Below are 18,794 nucleotides of genomic sequence, written 5' to 3' on the forward strand. Positions count from 1 at the left end.
CCGGTTCGGACTGCCGGTCGGACGGTCGAGGGCCCAGACGCGACTGGGCTGAGGCGCAGCAGCGATCTGTCGATCCGGGACATGACGTCCCGCCCAATACTCAGTGGGCTGATGGAAGACTCGGAGGGTGCATCTCCTCGCGGTCCTCAGCATGAAGAACCGGGCGCTCATCGCGCTCGTCACCGTCGTCATCGCCGTTTTCGGCGCCGTCGCACTCACCGGGCTCAAGCAGGAGCTCGCGCCGTCGATTTCCTTCCCCCAGCTCGCCGTCGTCACGTCCTACCCGGGCGCTGCTCCGGAGGTGGTCAACGACGACGTCTCGACGCCGATCGAGACCGCGATCCAGGGAGTACCGGGCCTTGAGGCGACCAGCGCGACGTCCTCGACGGACTCCTCGCTGATCGCGGCGTCCTTCACCTACGGCACCGATCTGGCCACCGCCGAGCAGAAAATCCTGCAGGCGATCAACCGGATCAGGAGCACCCTCCCGGACGACGTCGACCCGCAGGTGGTCACCGGCTCCCTCGACGATCTGCCGGTGCTCCAGCTCGCCGTGTCGAGCGACGGCGATGCGAACGCGCTGGCCGAGCGGCTACGCACGACGGTCATCCCCGACATCGAAGAGGTCGACGGCGTCCGCGAGGCGGCGCTGGTCGGCGAGAGTGCTCAGCGCGTGACGATTACGCCCGACGACGCGGCGCTCGCGGCGGCCGGACTCTCGACCAGCGACATCCGCTCGGCGCTGCAGCAGAACGGCGTCCTGGTCGCCGGTGGTCGGATCACCCAGGACGGCTCGACCTTCTCGGTGCAGTCGGGCGTCAAGCTCGCCTCGACCGACGCGATCGCGGCGCTGCCGCTGCTGCCGTCGGCGGCCGCAGGCGCAGCGGCAGCGGTCCCCGCCGTCAGCACCCTCGGCTCCGTCGCCACGGTCGCCATCACCGACGCCCCCGTCACCTCGATCTCGCGAGTGAACGGCCAGCCCGCCCTCACCCTCTCCATCACCAAACTTCCGGCAGCGAACACGGTTGACGTGTCGACCGGCGTGAGCGCGCTGCTGCCCGACCTCGAGGCCTCGATCGGCGAGAACGCCACCTTCACCTCGGTCTTCGACCAGGCGCCGTACATCCAGGAGTCGATCGCCTCGCTCGCGCAGGAGGGGGCGCTCGGCCTCGTCTTCGCCGTGCTGGTGATCCTGCTGTTCCTGCTCTCGGTGCGCTCGACCCTGGTCACGGCGATCTCGATCCCGACCTCGGTGCTGATCACGTTCATCGGTCTGCAGACGGCCGGCTACACCCTGAACATCCTGACCCTCGGCGCGCTCACGATCGCGATCGGCCGCGTGGTCGATGACTCCATCGTCGTCATCGAGAACATCAAGCGACACCTCGACGCGGGTGAGGACCGGGCCCGGACCATTGCAGTGGCCGTCCGCGAGGTCGCCGGGGCGATCACCGCGTCGACGATCACCACGGTCGCGGTGTTCCTGCCGATCTCGTTCGTCGGCGGCACCACCGGCGAGCTGTTCCGGCCCTTCGCACTGACCGTCTCGATCGCGCTGCTCGCCTCGCTCGTCGTCGCCCTGACGATCGTGCCCGTGCTCGCCTACTGGTTCCTCCGCCCCTCGAAGCGGCCGGCCGTGCGTCAGGCGGCGCAGGCGGCGCTCGCGGAGGAGCGTGCTGCTGCGGGCGGGCCCCTCGCGGCGAGCGTCGCTCCCGACACCGCCGCTCCCGACACCGCCGCTCCCGACACCGCCGCTCCCGTCGAGGAAGCACCGCTCCACGGTGCCCACGCTGCGCCTCGCAGGGCGCGCGGGTTGCAGTCGGTCTACGGCCCGATCATTCACTGGACGCTGAAGCACTCGGTCGTCACCGTGCTCCTGGCGCTGCTCGTGCTGGTGGGGACCGGTGCGCTGTACCCGCTGATGAAGACGAACTTCCTCGGTGCGAGCGGCCAGAACACCTTCACCGTCACCCAGAACGTTCCCGTCGGGCAGAGCCTCAGCGCGCAGGACGCGACGGCGCAGCAGGCGAGCACGGCCATCCTCGGCGTCGGCGGCGTCGAGACCGTGCAGCTCACCGTGGGCTCGTCCGGCGGGCTGCAGAGCGCCTTCGGCGGGGGAAGCGGAGGCGGCACCTCGATCCGCTACTCCGTCACCACTGACGAATCGGCCGACCAGGAGGCCGTGCAGGCCGACGTCCGCGATGCGCTCTCACGCGTCGCCTCGGCCGAGGACATCAGCGTCGCCGCCTCGTCCGGCTTCGGCGCCTCTTCGGACATCGAGGTCGACCTCTCGACCGCCTCGCAGAGCGACCTGCAGAGTGCGAGCGACCAGCTGCTCCAGGCTCTGCGCGGAACCGATGGGATCAGCCAGGCCGAGAGCAACCTCTCCTCCGCGCTGCCCTACATCGCCGTGCGCGTCGACCGCGATGCCGCCGCGCGGGCCGGGCTCAGCGAGGTGGCCGTCGGCACGCTCGTCAGCCAGGCGCTGCAGCCTACTCAGGTCGGCAGTGTCGTGATCGAGGACCGCACGCTCTCGATCTACCTCGCCGACGCGCAGCCGCCGGCGACCATCGATGAGCTGCGGACCCTCGAGGTGCCGACCGTCACCGGGACCGTCCCGCTCTCGAGCCTCGCCGCCGTCGAGCAGACGGACGGGCCCGCCACCATCACGACCGAGCGTGGCCAACGCACCGCGACCATCACGGTCACCCCGGAGGGCGACGACCTCGCCTCGGCGAACATCGCCGTGCAGAACGCGATCGACGCGACCACCCTGCCGGCCGGCGTCGACGCCTCCCTCGGCGGAGTCACGGCCGATCAGGCCGATGCGTTCTCGCAGCTGGGCATCGCGCTCCTGGTTGCGATCCTGATCGTCTACGTCGTGATGGTGGCGACCTTCCGCTCACTCCTGCAGCCGCTGCTGCTGCTCGTGTCGGTGCCGTTCGCGGCGACCGGCGCGATCCTCCTGCAGGTGATCACCGGCGTGCCGCTGGGCGTGCCGTCCCTGATCGGCGTGCTGATGCTGATCGGCATCGTGGTCACGAACGCGATCGTGCTCGTGGACCTGGTGAACCAGTACCGCGATCGGGGGATGCCGGTGCGGGAGGCGCTGCTGCACGGCACGGAGCGGCGGCTCCGGCCCATCCTGATGACCGCCCTGGCGACGATCTTCGCCCTGCTGCCGATGGCGCTGGGGATCACGGGCCACGGCGGCTTCATCTCGCAGCCGCTGGCAATCGTCGTGATCGGCGGCCTGGTCTCCTCGACTGTGCTGACGCTCGTGGTGCTGCCCGTCGTCTACAACCTGGTCGAGGGGTATCGTGAGCGGCGGCGTGCCGCCCGCGCCGGGAAGGCGTCGGCATGACGGACATCAGGGACGCGGCTGAGACGGTCGGCTCGCGCTGGCGCAGCGGACCGGAGCGGGCCGCAGCGGTCCTCGACGAGATCGGCCCTGAGCGCTTCGTCGCGCGGGACTTCCGCCCCGGGACGCTGCGGCACATCGTCCTGATCCGCTTCCGCCCGACGGCACTGGCCGCCGAGGCCGAGGAGGTCGTCCGACGCTTCCTCGCCCTGGCCGACGAGTGTGTGCGCGAGGGGCGACCCTACATCGAGTCGATCGAGACCGGGCCGCAGTTGAGCATCGAGGGCGCGGGCGAGGGGTTCGACCGCGCGTTCCTGCTGACCTTCTCGTCCGAGGGCGACCTGCACTACTACCTCGGCCGGCCCGCGGTGCAGGATCCCGCCCACTGGGACCCGGCGCACGACGCGTTCAAGGAGTTCGTCGGCCCGTTCGTCGACACGGCCGGCATTGTCGCGTTCGACTTCCGGCCCGAGGCTCACTGATGGCCACTCCCGAGTTCGTCCTGCGGCTGCGCGAGCGGATCGGGACCGAGCTGCTCTGGCTCACGGGAGTGACCGCGGTGATCCTCCGTGAGGAGCCGGCGCTCGAGGTCCTGCTCGTGCGCCGCGCCGATACCGGTGCCTGGACAGCCGTCACCGGCATCATCGACCCGGGCGAGACCGTCGCCGGTACCGCCCGCCGGGAGGCGCAGGAGGAGGCGGGCGTCGAGATCGAGGTCGAGCGCCTCGTGCAGGTGCACACGCTCCCGCCGATGCAGTATCCCCACGGGGACCGCTCGCAGTACCTCGACCACGTGGTCCGCTGCCGGTGGATCTCGGGGGAGGCCCACGTCGCCGACGACGAGTCGACCGAGGTCGGCTGGTTCGCGCCCGATGCCCTGCCGCCGATGTCCGGGGATCACCGTGCCCGGATCGAGCGGGCGCTGTCGGACGAGCCGGGCTGCTCGCTGGACTGATCGGCGTCGGCTCAGACGGGCCGAGCGAAGCAGCGCACCGTGTCGTCGCCGGAGCACCGGCGACCGCGAGCTGTAGCAGCTCGGCGACGTCGCCGGGCAGGAGTGGGGCTACGCGTCGCGGGGATCGGCTGGGCTCGCGCAGGAGTGCGATCAGCGTACGGAGTGCCCGGCACTGCGGATGCAGTACCCCGCAATCAGGGGGTGCCGGGCTCTCGCTGGAGACGCACGAGCACCACTCCGGCGAGGATCAGCGCGCCGCCGCCGAACTGGATCGGCGCGGGCAGCTCGCCGAGGATCAGCCACGCGGCCGCGATCGAGAACAGCACCTCTGTCAGTCCGGCGAAGGAGGCGATGCGGGTCCCGAGCCGACGTCCGCCCTCGATCCCGAGCAGATAGGCCAGCACCGTCGACATGCCCAGGATCACGCCTGCGGGCAGGAGCCAGCTCACCTCGGCGCCGACGAACAGCACGTCGCCGAAGGTCGCGCGCAGCGGCGTGACTCCGAGCACCCCGAGGACCAGCAGGATCACCGCACCGACGACCATCGCCCCTGCGGTGAGCGCGATCGGCGGCAGCTCGGGATCGACGCGCCCGGCGATGACGTAGTAGACGCAGAGGCCGAGCGAGGCGGTCAACGCCCACGCGATTCCGATCAGCTCGGGCGAGGACTCGCCGGACAGGTCGAGCACGAGGACGAGGCCGCCGAGTGCGAGCACCGAGCCGACGAGGGTGAAGCGGCCGGGATGGCGGCGGGTGCGCGCCCAAGAGAACAGGACGAGGAAGACAGGGGCGAGGTACTCGATCAGCAGGGCGACGCCGACGGAGAGGTGCTCGATCGCGCTGTAGAAGCAGAGTTGAGCGGCGACGACCGCGAACACTCCGTAAAGCGCGATCGTGCCGAGGTTCCGCCGGAGCACGCGCCGACGGCCGCGGAGGGAGAGTATGGCGGGGATCGCGAGGATCACGGCCGCGCCGCCGGCCCGCCAGAGGACCGCCGCCGCGGGCGTCCAGCCAGCCTCGAGCAGCGGCTTCACGAAGGGCCCGCCCAGACCGAACGCCGCCGACGCGGCCACGGCGACCACGAGGCCGGAGCCGAGATGGCGCGCTGGCTTGGGCGCTGTCTCGGCGGGGAGGGCGAGGGCAGCAGTACTCTCGGCGGTCATGGCCGTCCCTTCAGGAGTCAAGATGATTACACTCGTGACAACGAGCTGATCGCACACTACTGAGCCGCACTGTCAGGAGTCAACATGGTGTTCGCCTATGACGTCGAGGCGTCGCTGACCTCAACCGCCTCTCTGGTCAACACGCTCCCCGAACTCTCGGCGTCCGGAGACGATGAGATGGCAACACTCGAGCAGTTGGACGAGTTCCTCCTCGAGAACCGTTACACCGGCAGCCGCGACGGGTCGGCCGACGAGCTGGAGGCGGTGCGGGCGATCCGCTCCTCCCTCCGCACTCTCTGGCTCACCCGGGCCGAGGAGGACCTCGTGCCCGTGGTGAACGCGATGCTCGACTCCGGACGCGCGCTGCCGCAACTGGTGCGGCACGGACCCTACGGCTGGCACCTTCACGCGACGCGCGACGAGAGCCCGCTCGCCACCCGCATCGTGGTCGAGGCGGCCATGGCATTCGTCGACGTGGTTCGCGGAGATGAGCGCGAGCGGATCCGCGTCTGCGCCGCGGAGGACTGCGAGGCGGTGCTCGTCGACTTCTCCCGCAATCGCTCGAAGCGCTACTGCGACACGGGGAACTGCGGGAACCGCGCCAACGTCGCGGCGTACCGGGCTCGGCGCGCCTCGCAGTAGTGGGCGGTCGCTGTGCTGCTGACCGGCGGCCTAGCCAGGGCGTGGAGCCGCGTGTAGACTCGCTCGGTCGGCTCTTGACACCGCGCGTTCTCGTGCGGATGGGTTTGTTCGTCACGTGAGCCGAGCCTCCGACAGTCGTCGTGAGGCGAATCACCTGTGTGAATCGGCCCCGGTCAACGACTCGCCCGGGTTCTTCCCCTGCTGCCCCGCAGCAGTCCAGCGCACGGACGCTCTCCACGACGGGGCTGCTCCGGCGTCGCCTTCCTCGCGCACGACCTGAACCCAGGAAGAACTGCCATGCCCAAGAACAAGAAGCCCGCCGGCGGACGTCCGGCCAAGAACTTCGAACCCAACCGTTTCGGCGCCTCCAGCGGGAAGTCACAACTCGGCGGACGCTCGCGTTTCCCCGCGGCCAAGCCCGGCTCCCGCAGCGAGGGCCACCGCGGCTTCCGCCCGATCGACGAGAACGCGCCCAAGAAGGCGCGCTGGAACGCCGACGAGCGCGCGGCGCGCGCCACGGAGCGCACGGAGCGTCCGGCCCGCGGGTACGACCGCGACGAGCGGCCCGCGCGCGGGTACGACCGTGATGCACGTCCGGCGCGTGGCGGCGATCGCGACGAACGGCCCGGCCGCTCGTACGACCGTGATGCCCGTCCGGCGCGTGGCGGCGATCGCGATGCACGTCCGGCGCGTTCCTTCGACCGGAATGACCGTCCGGCTCGCTCGTACGACCGTGATGTTCGTCCGGTGCGTGGCGGTGACCGCGATGCACGTCCGGCGCGTTCCTTCGACCGGAATGACCGTCCGGCTCGCTCGTACGACCGCGATGCACGTCCGGTGCGTTCGTTCGACCGCGACGACCGTCCGGCGCGCTCTTCCGGACGCGATGACCGGCCCGCCCGCCCGAATGACCGCGATGCGCGTCCGGTGCGCTCCTACGACCGCGGTGAGCGTCCCGCCCGCTCGTTCGACCGCGACTCGCGTCCCTCGCGCGGTCACGACCGCGGCGACCGCCCGGCTCGCTCCTACGACCGTGACTCCCGGCCCTCGCGCCGCGACTCCGGCTCGGACTTCTACCCCAGCCGCGACGCCCGCGTACCGCACCAGGGTGATGACGTCGTGCTCGAGCGCCTCGAGGCGACGGCCACGCTCGCCGTCGACGTCGAGGGCGTCACGTTCGGTGACCTCGGTCTGGGCGGCAACATTGTCCGGATGCTGACCGAGCTGGGAGCGGCGTCACCGTTTCCGATCCAGGCCGCGACCATCCCTGAGGTGCTCGCCGGTAAAGACGTTCTCGGACGAGGCAAGACCGGCTCCGGCAAGACGATCGCCTTCGGCGCCCCTGTCGTCGAGCGTCTGATGGAGAACAACGGAGCCAAGGGCCGCAAGCCGGGCCGCGCTCCGCGTGCGCTCATCCTGGCTCCTACCCGAGAGCTCGCGATGCAGATCGACCGCACGATCCAGCCGATCGCCCGCTCGGTCGGACTGTTCACGACAACCATCTACGGAGGCGTCCCCCAGTACAAGCAGGTGGGCGCGCTCCAGCGCGGTGTCGACATCGTGATCGCGACACCGGGCCGCCTCGAGGACCTCGTCGAGCAGGGCCGCCTCGACCTCTCGAATATCACCATCACGGTGCTCGACGAGGCCGACCACATGTGCGACCTGGGCTTCCTTGAGCCGGTGCAACGGATCCTTCGCCAGACTGCCGACGGCGGTCAGCGCCTGCTGTTCTCGGCCACGCTCGACAAGGGCGTCGCGACGCTCGTCAACGAGTTCCTGGTCGATCCGAGCGTCCACGAAGTCGCCGGCGAGGACCAGGCGTCCTCGACCATCGACCACCGCGTGCTCCTGATCGAGGATCGCGACAAGGCCGAGATCATCGAGCAGCTCGCCGCCCGCCGGGGCAAGACGCTGATCTTCGCCCGCACCCGCGCCTTCGCTGAACAGCTGGCGGAGCAGCTCGACCACGCGGACATCCCCGCGACCAGCCTGCACGGCGATCTCAATCAGTCCCGCCGCACGCGCAACCTCGCCCTGCTGACCAGCGGACGCGTGGACGTCCTCGTCGCGACCGATGTCGCCGCGCGCGGTATCCACGTCGACGACATCGACCTCGTGATCCAGGCTGACGCCCCCGACGAGTACAAGACCTACCTACACCGCTCCGGCCGCACCGGCCGGGCCGGCAAGAAGGGCACGGTCGTCACTCTGATCACGCGCAACCGCCGTCGCCGGATGGAAGAGCTGCTCGACCGCGCCGAGATCGAGGCGGAGATGGTCGAGGCCCGCCCCGGCGATCGCATCCTTCGCGAGATCAGCACACCCGCCGAGTAGCAGGCCCGCGCATGACGGGAGGCGTGGATCCCTTGACCGGGGTCTACGCCTCCCGTCATTGACGTCACGAACGCAGGAACGCCGAAGGGCGGACACCTCGCGGTGTCCGCCCTTCGGCGTGATCGGCGGCTCTCACCGCCGAGGGACTCAGCTGGCCGGGGGGGTCAGCACGGTGTCGATGAGGTACACGGTCGCGTTGGCGGTCTTGACGCCACCGCAGATAACCGACGCGTCGTTAACCTTCAGGTCGTCGCCCGAGCCGGTGACGGTGACGTTACCGCCCTGGACAGTGGCGTGGTCGCCGGCGATCGCGTCAGGGGCGATCTGGCCGGGGACGACGTGGTAGGTCAGGATCGAGGACAGCGTGGGTGCGCCCTCGGGGGTCTTGAGGGTCTCGACGGTGGCTGCATCGAGCTTCGCGAACGCGTCGTCGACCGGGGCGAAGACCGTGAACTCGCCGCTGTTCAGGGTGTCGACCAGGTTCACATCGGGGTTGAGGCCACCGGAGACCGCAGCGGTCAGCGTGGTCAGCAGCGGGTTGTTCGACGCGGCAGTTGCAACGGGGTCGAGCGACATGCCCTCGACCGAGCCTGCACCGTCCGGAACCTGGGCGGCGTAAGCGGCACAGCCGGCGCCGACGAGGTTCGCGGCAGGGTCCATCGTGGCCATCGGGGTGGACGAAGCGGAGGACGAGGTCGCCATCGGGGTCGACATCCCGGTCGCCGTGTCGCTGGAGGTGGTGGTCGAGCCGCTACCGCTCGAGCAGGCGGTGAGGCCGAGGGTGGCGGTGCCCAACAGGGCGAATGCGGCGAGGGCGGAACGCTTGGTGGATCGCATGGGATTTCTCCTTCGTGAGACGGCCCCCACGTGACGCGGTGGACCTGTTCTGTGTGGACCGTTTCGCGGCCGTTGACAAGTGTTCGGAGCCCTCACGGAGAGGGTTTGGAATTCTTTCGGCGATCTAGGTAACGGCTTCGTAACGGCGCAGAACCGAAGGTCAGTGAGCCTCGCCTCTACGTCGATTATCCTGGAGTCGTCACGCGCACGCGGGACGCGAGGACGAGAGGACGAGCCGGTGCAGACCCGAGGCGTACGAGTGGCACGCGGTGCCTCGGCCGCTCTCGCCGCGACCGCAACCGCCGCCGCCTCCCACACGCTCGCCGGCGCCGTCACTCCTGCTCCCGCGGTCCTCGCCCTCGCCGCGGCATTCGCGGTCGTCGTCTGCGTGCTCCTCTCGGGACGCCATCTCTCCCTCCCGCGCCTGACCGCCTCCGTCCTGCTCAGCCAGATCGCCTACCACGGGCTCTTCCTCGTGACAGGCACCGGAGGAGAGGTGAGCGTGATCGGCACGACTGGCCGCGCCGCGCACTTCCATGACGGATCGACCATCGAGCTGATAGCTGGCGAAGGCGGGCACGCCGCCCACAGGCCCCTGATGCTTGTCGCCCACCTCGCCGCCGCAGGCCTCACCATCGCCGCACTCCGCCACGGAGAGCGGCTGTTCTGGACCCTCGGCGCAGAACTGCACCGCGTCGTCGTGCGGATCGTCGCCGAAGCATCCGCCCTGGCGCTCCCGCAGAGCCCGGGCGTGGCGGTGACGGGCGCTCCCGAGCCACGAGCACCCCGCACGCTCGATACGGTCCTCTCGGTCCTCCGACACCGTGGACCGCCCGCGCGCGCTCTTCGCGCCGCCTGACGTCCCTCCCGCGTGGGAGCGGCCCCGGTCGGCGCACCCGCGCGCACCGCGAACCCGCGCTGCGTCCTGAACCCCGGCACTGGGCCGGACACCTCAGAGGACACGACCGCCATGATTTGCTCTCCTTCATCCTTCTCCCGCCTGCGCATCGCCGGCAGCGGCGCCCTCGTCGCCACCGGAGCGCTCGCGCTCGCGCTCGCCGCCCCCACCGCAGCCAGCGCCCACGTGACCGCTGCCGCGAGCAGCACCGCCGCGGGCTCCTACTCCGTCGTCACTTTCTCGCTCGCCCACGGCTGCGAGGGCTCACCCACGACGGGTCTCACCATCACGATGCCCGATGGGATCAACTCGGTCAGCCCGACCGTCAACCCGAACTGGGACGTCGTGAAGAACGAAGTCGCGATCGCGGAACCGGTCACGGACTCCCACGGCAACACCGCGACGAAGCGCGTCTCGGACGTGGTCTACACGGCGAAGACTCCGCTCGCCGACGGCTACCGCGACACGGTCTCCCTCCAGCTCCAGCTCCCCGCGGACGCGGCCGGCTCCACTCTGGAGTTCCCAGTGCTGCAGACCTGCGAGACGGGTAGCACCACCTGGGACCAGCCGACCGTCGAGGGCCAGGACGAGCCCGAGCTACCCGCACCCACGGTCGCAGTGACCGCTGCGGAGGCCGGCTCCAGCCACGGCGGCGGACACCACGGCGAAGCAGGCCACGACGATGGGGACGGCGAGGTCGCGACGACAGCCTCGACGACGACCGCGACGGGCGGGGACGACCTCCTCGCCCGAATCCTCGGCGTCGGAGGCCTCGTCGTCGGCGCGGTAGGCGTCGCCGTCGGTCTCGCATCCCGCCGCCGCGACCCTCAGGCGTCGGAGTGACTCGTCGTAAACTCGTTGTCTCCGCGGCCGTGATCGGGCTCCTCAGCTCGATCACGGTCGCGGCGCCCGCGAGTGCGCACAACTACCTCGTCTCGACGACTCCGGCTGCGGACTCCACGGTGACCGAGCAGCCGGGGGCACTGGAACTCACGACCAACGACGATCTCCTCGTGCTGGGGACGGACGGGACGGCGGCCGCACTGCGCGTCGTCGGGCCGGACGGGCTCTACTACGGAGACGGCTGCGTCGCCGTCGTCGGGCCGGAGGCCTCGATGCCGCTGGAGCTCGGCGTGGCCGGTCACTACGAGGTGACCTGGCAGGTCGTGTCGACGGATGGGCACCCCGTGTCTGGGCAGTACGCGTTCGACTGGGCGCCGACAGAGGGCACCACGCTTGCCGAAGGATCAAGCTCGATCCCGGACTGCAATGGGACCATCGCGGTCTCGGGAAGTCTCGGGTCGGCTGACGACGCTCAGGCACGGTCCGGATCGAACCCCGCGCTGCTCGGCGACGTGCTCTGGATCGGCGGCGCACTCGCCGCTGTCGCAGCCGTCATCGGAGGCACGCTTCTCGTGCTTCGCCGGCGGCCCCGCAGCTGAGACTCCCAGGCCTCCTGAGCGGGCTGATGATCAGTTCAGGAGGCTTGCGAGCGGGCCCTCGTGGAGACCGGTGAGGACCGTCGCGGCGTCATCATAGACAGCGACGGCACCGGCCTCTCGAAGATCGTGCTCGGAGGTGCCGCCGGAGAGGACACCGACGGTCGCCAGACCGGCCCGTTCGGCAGCGATGACGTCCCAGGTCGCATCGCCCACCATGATCGCACGGTCCGCCGAGACGCCCGCTCGTTCAAGGGCGATCGCGATCAGGTCTGGGGCGGGCTTCGCGGTCGAGACATCAGCACCGCTGGTGACTGCGTAAACGGAGCCGCCGAGGTCGAGGACGTCGAGAAGAACGTCGAGTTCGTTCTGCGGCGCCGACGTCGCGAGGACGACGTGAAGCCCATGGCCTACGAGCGTAGCGACGAGTTCTCGTGCCCCCGGAAGGGGAGTGATCCGCGCTGTCGTCTCGGCGTAATTCTTCGTGTGCAGCACTTTCACTAGAGCACGTCGGTCGTCGTTCACGTCGTCTTCGAGGAGCATGTCGAGCAGTTCCGATGAATCGGCGCCAATTGCACGCTGAATCCGCCAGGCGGGGACGACGAGGTCGCACTGCCAAAAAGCCTGTGACCATGCCTCGACGTGGAGGAAGTTCGTGTCCGCGAGCGTCCCGTCGATGTCGAACAGGACCGCCGCGGTCCCGGTGGTCTTTTCGACACGGTTCTTCGCTGCTGCCATATCGCTGCTCCTTGCTGCTCCATCCCGCGCCTTCCGCCCGGAGTTCTTCACGCTACGCGGGCGCGCAGAAGCGGCTTGGCCCCTTGACCTCGTAGTGCGTTGCTCGGCACGGCTGGGATTGCACGTCCCGTCAGGGCCCGCCGTCTTCGGTCCGTTCGGGTTCCTCCTTCTGGCGTTGCCCCGCGTCCTCGGGCCGCGTCGTGTGCCGTCTCCCCGTCGGACTCAGCCAGTGGAGAGTCCCGTCCGCCTCCTGCTCGCTGGTCCACGTGGTTGTGTGGCGGAGCCGGTGGTGGTGGCGGCAAAGGTGCGCGAGGTTGTCGGCGGAGGTGGTTCCTCCGTGCTGCCATTCCCTCGTGTGGTCGATGTCCGCGTGCCGCGTGCTGCGGGTGCAGCCGGGGAACCGGCAGGTCCCGTCGCGATGCTGCAGGTGGCGTCGCAGGTCCGCCGGTACTCGGTAGGAGTCGCGTCCGACGGAGAGCACCGCTCCGCTCTCGGGGTGGGTGAGCAGCCGCGTGAAGGACGGCGCCCCGGCAGCGAGACGTCGCGCTGTCTCGGGATCGACGGGTCCGTATCCGTCGAGCGTTCCCGGCTGGTCGGACCGTCCGAGGAGGGTCAGCGCAGGTACAGTGACGGCGACTTCGGCCCGTATGCCCGTCGGCATCCGTGTCCCGTTCCGCTCGCCGGGAGTGTCGCCGTCGAGTAGCAGCGCTGCCGCGACGTCCGCACGCAACTGTCCGAGCGTCCGCTCCTCGTCCGGCAGGTCTGCGAGTGAGCGCGCGGCCCGGTCGATCCTGTCCAGTGCACCAAGCACGTCGGGAGCTGCAGCGTAGAGATGCAGGATCGCCATCCCATCGTCGAGTCCCTCGACCCACAGGGATCGGCGGCGAGCGCAGTCAGCATGCCGCTCGCTGAGCGTCTGGGGGTGCAGCCGTTCGCGGAGTGACCGGAGCGCGCGCCGCAACTGGGGCGGCGTGCAGGTGGCCGCCATCGTCGCGGCCTCTTCGTCGAAGCGTCCCCGGACGTCGGCCGGTACGTCGAGCGCTGCTCGCACCACGATCCGCGCGTGTTCGGGCGAGAGTGTTCCGTTGGCGAGTGCACGCAGCGTCGCGGGGAGATCATTGACCAGTAGGCGGGCCTCGTCGACGAGTGCCGACGCGTGCGCCTCGGAGACGCGCAGACCCGTCGCAAGCTCCGCGATCAGCGCGCGGTGTGCCGCCTCCGCCCGGTCTACCTCCACCTGGACGTGTTCGCCCGCGAGCGCGGCCGACGCGCTCATCGCGATGCGGCGCGTCTCCTCGATCGCCTGGTACCGCGAAGCTTCGATGGCGGAGCGCTCAGCATGCCGTCCGCTCACGTTCTTCACCGACGACAGTAGATCGCTGTCGAAGTGGTCAGGGCCGTTCCGAGGGGTCATGCTGACAGCCAAGTACGCACCGGTCGACTGTCGGTGGTGCTCCAGTCACCCCATCAGAGGAACGGGAGATCTGCAGGTTGTGGAGGAGCCTACGCCGACGCAGCGTTACGCGTAGGCGCGCACGGTCTCCCTGATCGTCTGGGCGTGCTCATAGATCTCGTCGAGGGCTGCGATCGGGTGCCGGGTCTCGTTCTTCTCCGCGTCGAAGGTGCCGAGGTACTTCTGCTTACGGTTGAAGTGTAGGCGGGCCACCGGTTTGCGGTTGTTGTCGTCCAGAATCACGGCGAAGTACGATTTCGCGTCTCTCTGCGCGATCCGGTTCACCTTCACCTCGCTGCAGGCGATGGCCTTGATGATCTGGAAGGCCTCGAGCTCCTCCAGAGTTGTCTCGATGTCACTCTGCTCCTCGAGTTCCTCCTCGACGACGGCCTGGCTGGTGAGCGACTGTTCTGCTGCGATCGCCTCGGTGCGAGGGAAGTTGGGCGCACCGAGAGCGGTTTTCAGCCGCTCATTGACCTGTTCGTTGAGAAATTGCTTGGACGCCTTCGACACCAGTGCCGAGAACTGCTCTCGCACTTTCTGCGTGTAGGCGCCTTCGTAGACCCGGGTGGTGAAGAACTTGATCCACTCGTCGCTGGGGGCAGCGAACTGGGTGCCGAGCTCCCGTTTCAGCTGTCCGATGTACTTGAGTTCGCCCGCCGCACTGATAATCGAATCGAGGTCGAAGACCTCCTTGGTCAGCTTCGTCAGCTCGGGGATGAGTGTCTCGTCGATGTCCGTCAGGTCCAACACGAGGAACGGCTTCGCATCCATCCGATTCGGAGCGTCGAGGTCGGTGTAGAAGTGGTACTGCTCGCCGTTGGTGAGGATCGCGATCCTCGCAGTGGTGACCGCGAAGTAGCGGAACAGCTGCGATGCGTGCTCGATGCGCAAAGGTTCCGTGGACTTTTTGCATTCGATCAGCATCTGCACGTCGCCGTTGTGAACGATGGCGTAATCGATCTTCTCGCCCTTTTTCACCCCGACGTCCGCGATAAATTCCGGGACGACTTCGAGTGGGTTGAAGACGTCGTAGCCGAGGATCGTCGAGATGAAGGGCATGATGAAGGCGTTCTTCGTCGCCTCCTCCGTCTGGATGATCTCGCGTTGTTGATGGACCTTCGTCGCCAGAGCGATGAGTCGTTCGGTGAATTCCACGGTTCCCCCAGGTGAAGCTGACATCGATACAAACGAATGTTCTCCGATGAATGTCGCCAGCGCGACCCCCTTCCGTGGGGCTCTTCTCATCACACCCGCCGCGGCAGTGTGAACACCGTCTCGACTCCTGGCGAGTACAGCACCGAGTCCGGCGCCCGCGACGCCAGCCCTGGGAAGCCGGCCGTCTCGAGCAGTCCATCATCGAGCGCCAGCAGTTCCGCTCGGTGCAGCGGCCACGGACGGTGCAGGTTCCGTCCGTACCAGGTTGAGCCCACGTGTCGCTCGTGGTAGGCCCAGCGTGCGGTGAGGAACGAGGCCAGCGGATCGTCGCCCGTGGGCTCTCCGGGGCGCACGACGATCCGCGAGTGGGCGGTCGCGTTCGTGTGCCGGATGGTGTCGTAGATCACCGCGCCGTGACGGTGCTCGATGCTCATCCGAGCCCATCGGTAGGGGAGCCCGAACACCGCCTGCGCCGTCAGCACGGCCACCAGGTGCGCCGCGTCGAGTGAGACGAAGACGACGCCCCGACGCCCGTGTTCGTCGACGGAGTAGAGGCGCACGTTCACCTCGGGGAACGTGCCGAGCCACGGCACCCGCGGTCCGCTGAGGAAGGCCGTCCGCGAGAGTCGGAACGGGATGAGGCCTACCCAGGATGAACCGTCGTGCTCGTCCGGCCGGGTCCCGGGCGGCAGGTGGGGCGCCACCAGTGCGGGGTCGACGCGCCAGTGCAGGAAGGTCGCCTCGGTCCAGCGCTGCCGCAGGATGCGCGCTCCGCCGAGCGGAGGCGCGGAACGGGTGACGGGTTCGACAGAGATCACGCGGCCATCGTGCTCCCGCGCGCTGCGAACTCGCCCGTTTCGCAGCCCGGATGCGCCAGGCGGGCTCCGCGCGGCGCAGGCGAGCGAGGAATGGTGGACGCCTCCCGCGGACGCCACGATGGCCTCATGACCCGTACTGCCTCCTCCGCGCGACCCTCCACCAGGGACGCCGTCCTGCTCTGGGCGGCGATTGTGGTGACCGTCCTGCTCTGGGCGTCAGCCTTCGTCGGGATCCGCGCGACGACCGGGGATTTCGGTCCTGGTTCGCTCACCCTGGGGCGTATCGTGGTCGGCTCGCTGGCGCTCACTGTCGTCCGGCTCGTCCTCTCCGCTCGCCGGCGCCGCTTGGCCGCTGCTCCCGATCCGCGCACCAAGGTCCCGCGCGGTCGCCTCCTCGTCCTCGTGGTGGCCTGGGGAGTCGCGTGGTTCGGGGTCTACAACCTCTCGTTGAACGCGGCGGAACGGCATGTCGATGCGGGAACGGCGGCGCTGCTGGTCAACATCGCGCCGATGATCACGGCGGTGCTCGCGGGGCTGCTGCTCGGCGAGGGCTTCCCGCGACGGCTCATCGCGGGGATGCTCGTGGCGCTGACCGGTGTCGCGGTGATCGCGTTCTCCACCTCGACCGGGCAGTTCGACGTGATCGGGGTCGTCCTGGGCCTGGTCGCGGCCGTCGTCTACGGGAGTGCCGCGACGCTCCAGAAGCGCCTGCTGGACCGGATCGATGCGCCGACGATGACGTGGCTGGGCTGCCTTGCCGGGACGCTCGCGTGCCTGCCTTTCGCGCCGGAGCTGATCGAGGCGCTCCGCACCGCGCCGGTCTCCTCCGTTCTCGCAGTCGTCTATCTCGGGATCTTCCCGACAGCGGTCGCCTTCACGACCTGGGGCTACGTCCTCGCCCGGTCCAGCGCGGGGCGCACGGCCGCCTCGACGTACGCGGTGCCCGCGGTGGTCGTCCTACTGTCCTGGCTCGTCCTCGGCGAGACTCCACCTCTCGCCGCACTGCTCGGCGGTGCGCTCGCCCTGGCCGGAGTCGCCGTGGCGACGCTGCGGAGGCGTCCGACAGCGGCTTGAGCGTCGACAGATGCTCCTCCACAGCCACCGGATCACGTCGACTCGTCCGTCCTCGCCGCTCCCGCGGATCGACCGGGAGAGCCCGGGATATGCTGTGGGACGTCCATCCCAGTCGGCGCTGAGCGCCAGGAACGGTGAGGATCCCGATGACCGAGGCCCTGCAGCCGCCCGTCCAGAATGCCCTCTCGCTCACACCGCCAGAGCCGGTGGCGGCGGTGCCGACCACCTCGGCGCCGTCGATCGCGCCGAAGGTCCCGGAGGCGGCCCTGCCCGGCCTCGAGGCCAAGGTGGACGGCTACCTCGACACCCTCCTGTCGACCGAGGCGCGCAGCCCCGAGTTCGCGACGCGGGCCAACGACATCCGCACGATGGGCGACGCCGACATCCGCTCGGCCGCGGACTCGTCGAACCGGCTGCTGAGCACGCCCGTGCGTGCACTGAAGGAGGGCGGGCTCTCGGAGGGGTCGACCATCGGCAAGACGCTGCTCGAACTGCGTCGCACGGTGGAGGATCTGGATCCGTCCGAGGACAACGTGCAGAAGAAGATCCTCGGCTTCATCCCCTTCGGCAACAGGATCACCGACTACTTCCGCCGGTACGAGAGCGCCCAGTCGCACCTCAACGCCATCATCCAGGCCCTGTACGACGGGCAGGACGAGCTGCGGAAGGACAACGCGGCGCTCAACCTCGAGAAGCAGAACCTCTGGGAGACGATGTCGCGTCTCAACGAATACATCTACGTCGCCGAGCGGCTCGACGTGAAGCTCTCGGCGAAGATTGCGGAGCTCGATGCGTCCGACCCGGAGCGGGCGAGGGCGCTGCGCGAGGACGTCCTCTTCTACGCGCGCCAGAAGCACCAGGACCTGTTGACTCAGCTCGCCGTGTCGATTCAGGGGTACCTCGCGATCGATGTCGTCATCAAGAACAACGTCGAACTCATCAAGGGTGTCGACCGCGCGACGACCACCACCGTGTCGGCGCTGCGTACCGCGGTCATCGTCGCGCAGGCGCTCGCCAACCAGCGTCTCGTCCTTGATCAGATCACCGCGCTCAACACGACGACGTCGAACATGATCGAGGCCACCTCGCGCATGCTCGCCGACCAGTCGGCCTCGATCCAATCGCAGGCGGCCTCCGCCACCGTCGGGCTGCCGCAGTTGCAGGCCGCATTCGCGAACATCTACCAGACGATGGATTCGATCTCGGACTTCAAGATCAAGGCGCTCGACAGCATGGCCCAGACCGTCGGGGTCCTCCAGACCGAGACGGCCAAGGCGGGCGACTACGTGGAGCGCGCTCGCCGCAGCAACTCGGACATCGACGCGGCGTCCTCGCTCGATCTCGGCCGCTAGCCGATGGGCTGGTTCTCCCGACTGTTCTCGGGCGCCCCCGCTGAGCCGGAGGAGACCGCGCCCGCTCTGCCGCGCGTCCCGACAAGCGAGGACATCCTCGCGGCGCTCGACCGGGTGAGCAGCCGGACCGAGGGGCAGGTGCCCGGAATCGTCGCGGCTCGCATCCAGCGGATCGACGAGACCGTGCGCGAGATGGTGCCCCGACTCGACCGCCTCGGCGGGATGAGCAGGCAGGGCCACACCGTCGTCGCGACCGCGACCAGCTACCTCCCCGAGGCGGTCGAGGGGTACCTCCGACTGCCGAGGGACTTCGCCGACCGCCGCGCCGTGCACAAAGGGAAGACCTCGCTGATGATCCTCTGCGACCAGCTCGACCTCCTCGGGGGCACGCTCGACCGCATCTCGGACGCCGTCTCGCGCCAAGACGCCTCAGCACTGATCGCACACGGGCAGTTCCTGGCGGAGAAGTTCACGGACTCCTCGCTCTCGCCGAGTGGTCTCGACGCGCCCCCGCAGCCCGGCAGTTCGTCCGGGCCCGGCTCGCTGACCCCGCCGAGTGCCTCGTGACC

At 69.2% G+C, this 18,794-nt stretch carries 17 protein-coding genes; 11 read left to right on the forward strand and 6 right to left on the reverse strand.

Features of this window, described 5'->3' with window-relative positions:
* Nucleotides 1-127 precede the first annotated feature (127 nt).
* The 3 genes from A6122_RS02300 to A6122_RS02310 are packed head-to-tail and all read left to right on the forward strand — an operon-like array spanning nucleotide 128 to nucleotide 4,316.
* Nucleotides 128-3,364, forward strand: a complete 3,237-nt coding sequence (locus A6122_RS02300) for an efflux RND transporter permease subunit (RefSeq protein ID WP_068251122.1) — start codon at nucleotides 128-130, stop codon at nucleotides 3,362-3,364.
* Entirely contained in the window at nucleotides 3,361-3,843 is a 483-nt protein-coding gene (locus A6122_RS02305; protein WP_068251125.1) for a Dabb family protein, read from the forward strand. The genes A6122_RS02300 and A6122_RS02305 overlap by 4 nt, the downstream gene beginning before the upstream one ends.
* Nucleotides 3,843-4,316 (forward strand): NUDIX hydrolase, encoded by a 474-nt coding sequence (locus A6122_RS02310; protein ID WP_068251128.1) that lies wholly within the window; start codon nucleotides 3,843-3,845, stop codon nucleotides 4,314-4,316. Before A6122_RS02305 ends, A6122_RS02310 begins: the two co-directional genes overlap by 1 nt.
* Before the next feature lie 194 nt (nucleotides 4,317-4,510).
* Here the strand turns inward: A6122_RS02310 and A6122_RS02315 are convergent, their stop codons facing one another.
* Nucleotides 4,511-5,479 (reverse strand): EamA family transporter, encoded by a 969-nt coding sequence (locus A6122_RS02315; RefSeq protein WP_068251131.1) that lies wholly within the window; start codon nucleotides 5,477-5,479, stop codon nucleotides 4,511-4,513.
* A gap of 84 nt (nucleotides 5,480-5,563) precedes the next feature.
* Between A6122_RS02315 and A6122_RS02320 the strand changes: the two genes are divergently transcribed.
* Both A6122_RS02320 and A6122_RS02325 read left to right on the forward strand, forming a co-directional pair.
* Entirely contained in the window at nucleotides 5,564-6,121 is a 558-nt protein-coding gene (locus tag A6122_RS02320; protein WP_068251134.1) for a CGNR zinc finger domain-containing protein, read from the forward strand.
* A 297-nt stretch (nucleotides 6,122-6,418) separates the two neighbouring features.
* Nucleotides 6,419-8,458, forward strand: a complete 2,040-nt coding sequence (locus A6122_RS02325) for a DEAD/DEAH box helicase (RefSeq protein ID WP_068251137.1) — start codon at nucleotides 6,419-6,421, stop codon at nucleotides 8,456-8,458.
* 147 nt (nucleotides 8,459-8,605) lie between these two features.
* Here the strand turns inward: A6122_RS02325 and A6122_RS02330 are convergent, their stop codons facing one another.
* Nucleotides 8,606-9,295 carry a fasciclin domain-containing protein gene (locus A6122_RS02330; RefSeq protein ID WP_068251140.1) on the reverse strand — a complete coding sequence of 230 codons (690 nt, stop codon included), beginning with the start codon at nucleotides 9,293-9,295 and terminating at the stop codon, nucleotides 8,606-8,608.
* A 238-nt stretch (nucleotides 9,296-9,533) separates the two neighbouring features.
* On the opposite strand from A6122_RS02330, the gene A6122_RS02335 reads away from it, so the two are divergent.
* The 3 genes from A6122_RS02335 to A6122_RS15470 all read left to right on the forward strand — a co-directional run bounded on the left by A6122_RS02335 (nucleotide 9,534) and on the right by A6122_RS15470 (nucleotide 11,635).
* A complete protein-coding gene (locus A6122_RS02335) occupies nucleotides 9,534-10,154 on the forward strand; it encodes a hypothetical protein (RefSeq protein WP_146079787.1) in 621 nt (206 codons plus the stop codon).
* Nucleotides 10,155-10,265: 111 nt separating this feature from the next.
* Nucleotides 10,266-11,036 (forward strand): YcnI family copper-binding membrane protein, encoded by a 771-nt coding sequence (locus A6122_RS02340; RefSeq protein WP_068256880.1) that lies wholly within the window; start codon nucleotides 10,266-10,268, stop codon nucleotides 11,034-11,036.
* The gene (locus A6122_RS15470) at nucleotides 11,033-11,635 is read left to right on the forward strand and encodes a copper resistance CopC family protein (protein ID WP_167542334.1); all 603 of its coding nucleotides are present in this window, start codon (nucleotides 11,033-11,035) and stop codon (nucleotides 11,633-11,635) included. The genes A6122_RS02340 and A6122_RS15470 overlap by 4 nt, the downstream gene beginning before the upstream one ends.
* A 30-nt stretch (nucleotides 11,636-11,665) precedes the next feature.
* On the opposite strand, the gene A6122_RS02350 is transcribed toward A6122_RS15470, so the two are convergent.
* The 4 genes from A6122_RS02350 to A6122_RS02365 form a co-directional block, all read right to left on the reverse strand.
* Complete coding sequence (locus A6122_RS02350) at nucleotides 11,666-12,370, reverse strand: HAD family hydrolase (protein WP_068251151.1); 705 nt, start codon at nucleotides 12,368-12,370, stop codon at nucleotides 11,666-11,668.
* A gap of 130 nt (nucleotides 12,371-12,500) precedes the next feature.
* Nucleotides 12,501-13,784: an HNH endonuclease signature motif containing protein gene (locus A6122_RS02355; RefSeq protein ID WP_068251154.1), complete on the reverse strand. Its 1,284-nt coding sequence runs from the start codon at nucleotides 13,782-13,784 to the stop codon at nucleotides 12,501-12,503.
* A gap of 105 nt (nucleotides 13,785-13,889) precedes the next feature.
* Nucleotides 13,890-14,981 (reverse strand): type I restriction endonuclease, encoded by a 1,092-nt coding sequence (locus A6122_RS02360; RefSeq protein WP_068251155.1) that lies wholly within the window; start codon nucleotides 14,979-14,981, stop codon nucleotides 13,890-13,892.
* A gap of 89 nt (nucleotides 14,982-15,070) precedes the next feature.
* Entirely contained in the window at nucleotides 15,071-15,799 is a 729-nt protein-coding gene (locus A6122_RS02365; protein ID WP_068251156.1) for a YqjF family protein, read from the reverse strand.
* 126 nt (nucleotides 15,800-15,925) lie between these two features.
* Here A6122_RS02365 and A6122_RS02370 point away from each other — a divergent pair, with 126 nt between their 5' ends.
* The 3 genes from A6122_RS02370 (at nucleotide 15,926) to A6122_RS02380 (ending at nucleotide 18,792) form a co-directional block, all read left to right on the forward strand.
* Nucleotides 15,926-16,873, forward strand: coding sequence for a DMT family transporter (locus A6122_RS02370; RefSeq protein ID WP_068256882.1), 948 nt, complete (start codon nucleotides 15,926-15,928; stop codon nucleotides 16,871-16,873).
* A gap of 146 nt (nucleotides 16,874-17,019) precedes the next feature.
* A complete protein-coding gene (locus A6122_RS02375; RefSeq protein WP_068251159.1) occupies nucleotides 17,020-18,225 on the forward strand; it encodes a toxic anion resistance protein in 1,206 nt (401 codons plus the stop codon).
* Nucleotides 18,226-18,228: 3 nt separating this feature from the next.
* A complete protein-coding gene (locus tag A6122_RS02380; RefSeq protein WP_068251162.1) occupies nucleotides 18,229-18,792 on the forward strand; it encodes a hypothetical protein in 564 nt (187 codons plus the stop codon).
* Nucleotides 18,793-18,794: the final 2 nt, after the last annotated feature.

The sequence above is a fragment of the Rathayibacter tritici genome (genome assembly GCF_001641005.1).
GTDB classification, from domain to species: domain Bacteria; phylum Actinomycetota; class Actinomycetes; order Actinomycetales; family Microbacteriaceae; genus Rathayibacter; species Rathayibacter tritici.

What these genes read in the sequence shown, in the direction of transcription:
- A6122_RS02330 (WP_068251140.1), bottom strand. Translation starts at nt 9,295, where the DNA reads ATGCGATCCACCAAGCGTTCCGCCCTCGCCGCATTCGCCCTGTTGGGC.
- A6122_RS02315 (WP_068251131.1), bottom strand. Translation starts at nt 5,479, where the DNA reads ATGACCGCCGAGAGTACTGCTGCCCTCGCCCTCCCCGCCGAGACAGCG.
- A6122_RS02350 (WP_068251151.1), bottom strand. Translation starts at nt 12,370, where the DNA reads ATGGCAGCAGCGAAGAACCGTGTCGAAAAGACCACCGGGACCGCGGCG.
- A6122_RS02310 (WP_068251128.1), top strand. Translation starts at nt 3,843, where the DNA reads ATGGCCACTCCCGAGTTCGTCCTGCGGCTGCGCGAGCGGATCGGGACC.
- A6122_RS02355 (WP_068251154.1), bottom strand. Translation starts at nt 13,784, where the DNA reads ATGACCCCTCGGAACGGCCCTGACCACTTCGACAGCGATCTACTGTCG.
- A6122_RS02375 (WP_068251159.1), top strand. Translation starts at nt 17,020, where the DNA reads ATGACCGAGGCCCTGCAGCCGCCCGTCCAGAATGCCCTCTCGCTCACA.
- A6122_RS02340 (WP_068256880.1), top strand. Translation starts at nt 10,266, where the DNA reads ATGATTTGCTCTCCTTCATCCTTCTCCCGCCTGCGCATCGCCGGCAGC.
- A6122_RS02325 (WP_068251137.1), top strand. Translation starts at nt 6,419, where the DNA reads ATGCCCAAGAACAAGAAGCCCGCCGGCGGACGTCCGGCCAAGAACTTC.
- A6122_RS02380 (WP_068251162.1), top strand. Translation starts at nt 18,229, where the DNA reads ATGGGCTGGTTCTCCCGACTGTTCTCGGGCGCCCCCGCTGAGCCGGAG.
- A6122_RS02305 (WP_068251125.1), top strand. Translation starts at nt 3,361, where the DNA reads ATGACGGACATCAGGGACGCGGCTGAGACGGTCGGCTCGCGCTGGCGC.
- A6122_RS02370 (WP_068256882.1), top strand. Translation starts at nt 15,926, where the DNA reads ATGACCCGTACTGCCTCCTCCGCGCGACCCTCCACCAGGGACGCCGTC.
- A6122_RS02320 (WP_068251134.1), top strand. Translation starts at nt 5,564, where the DNA reads ATGGTGTTCGCCTATGACGTCGAGGCGTCGCTGACCTCAACCGCCTCT.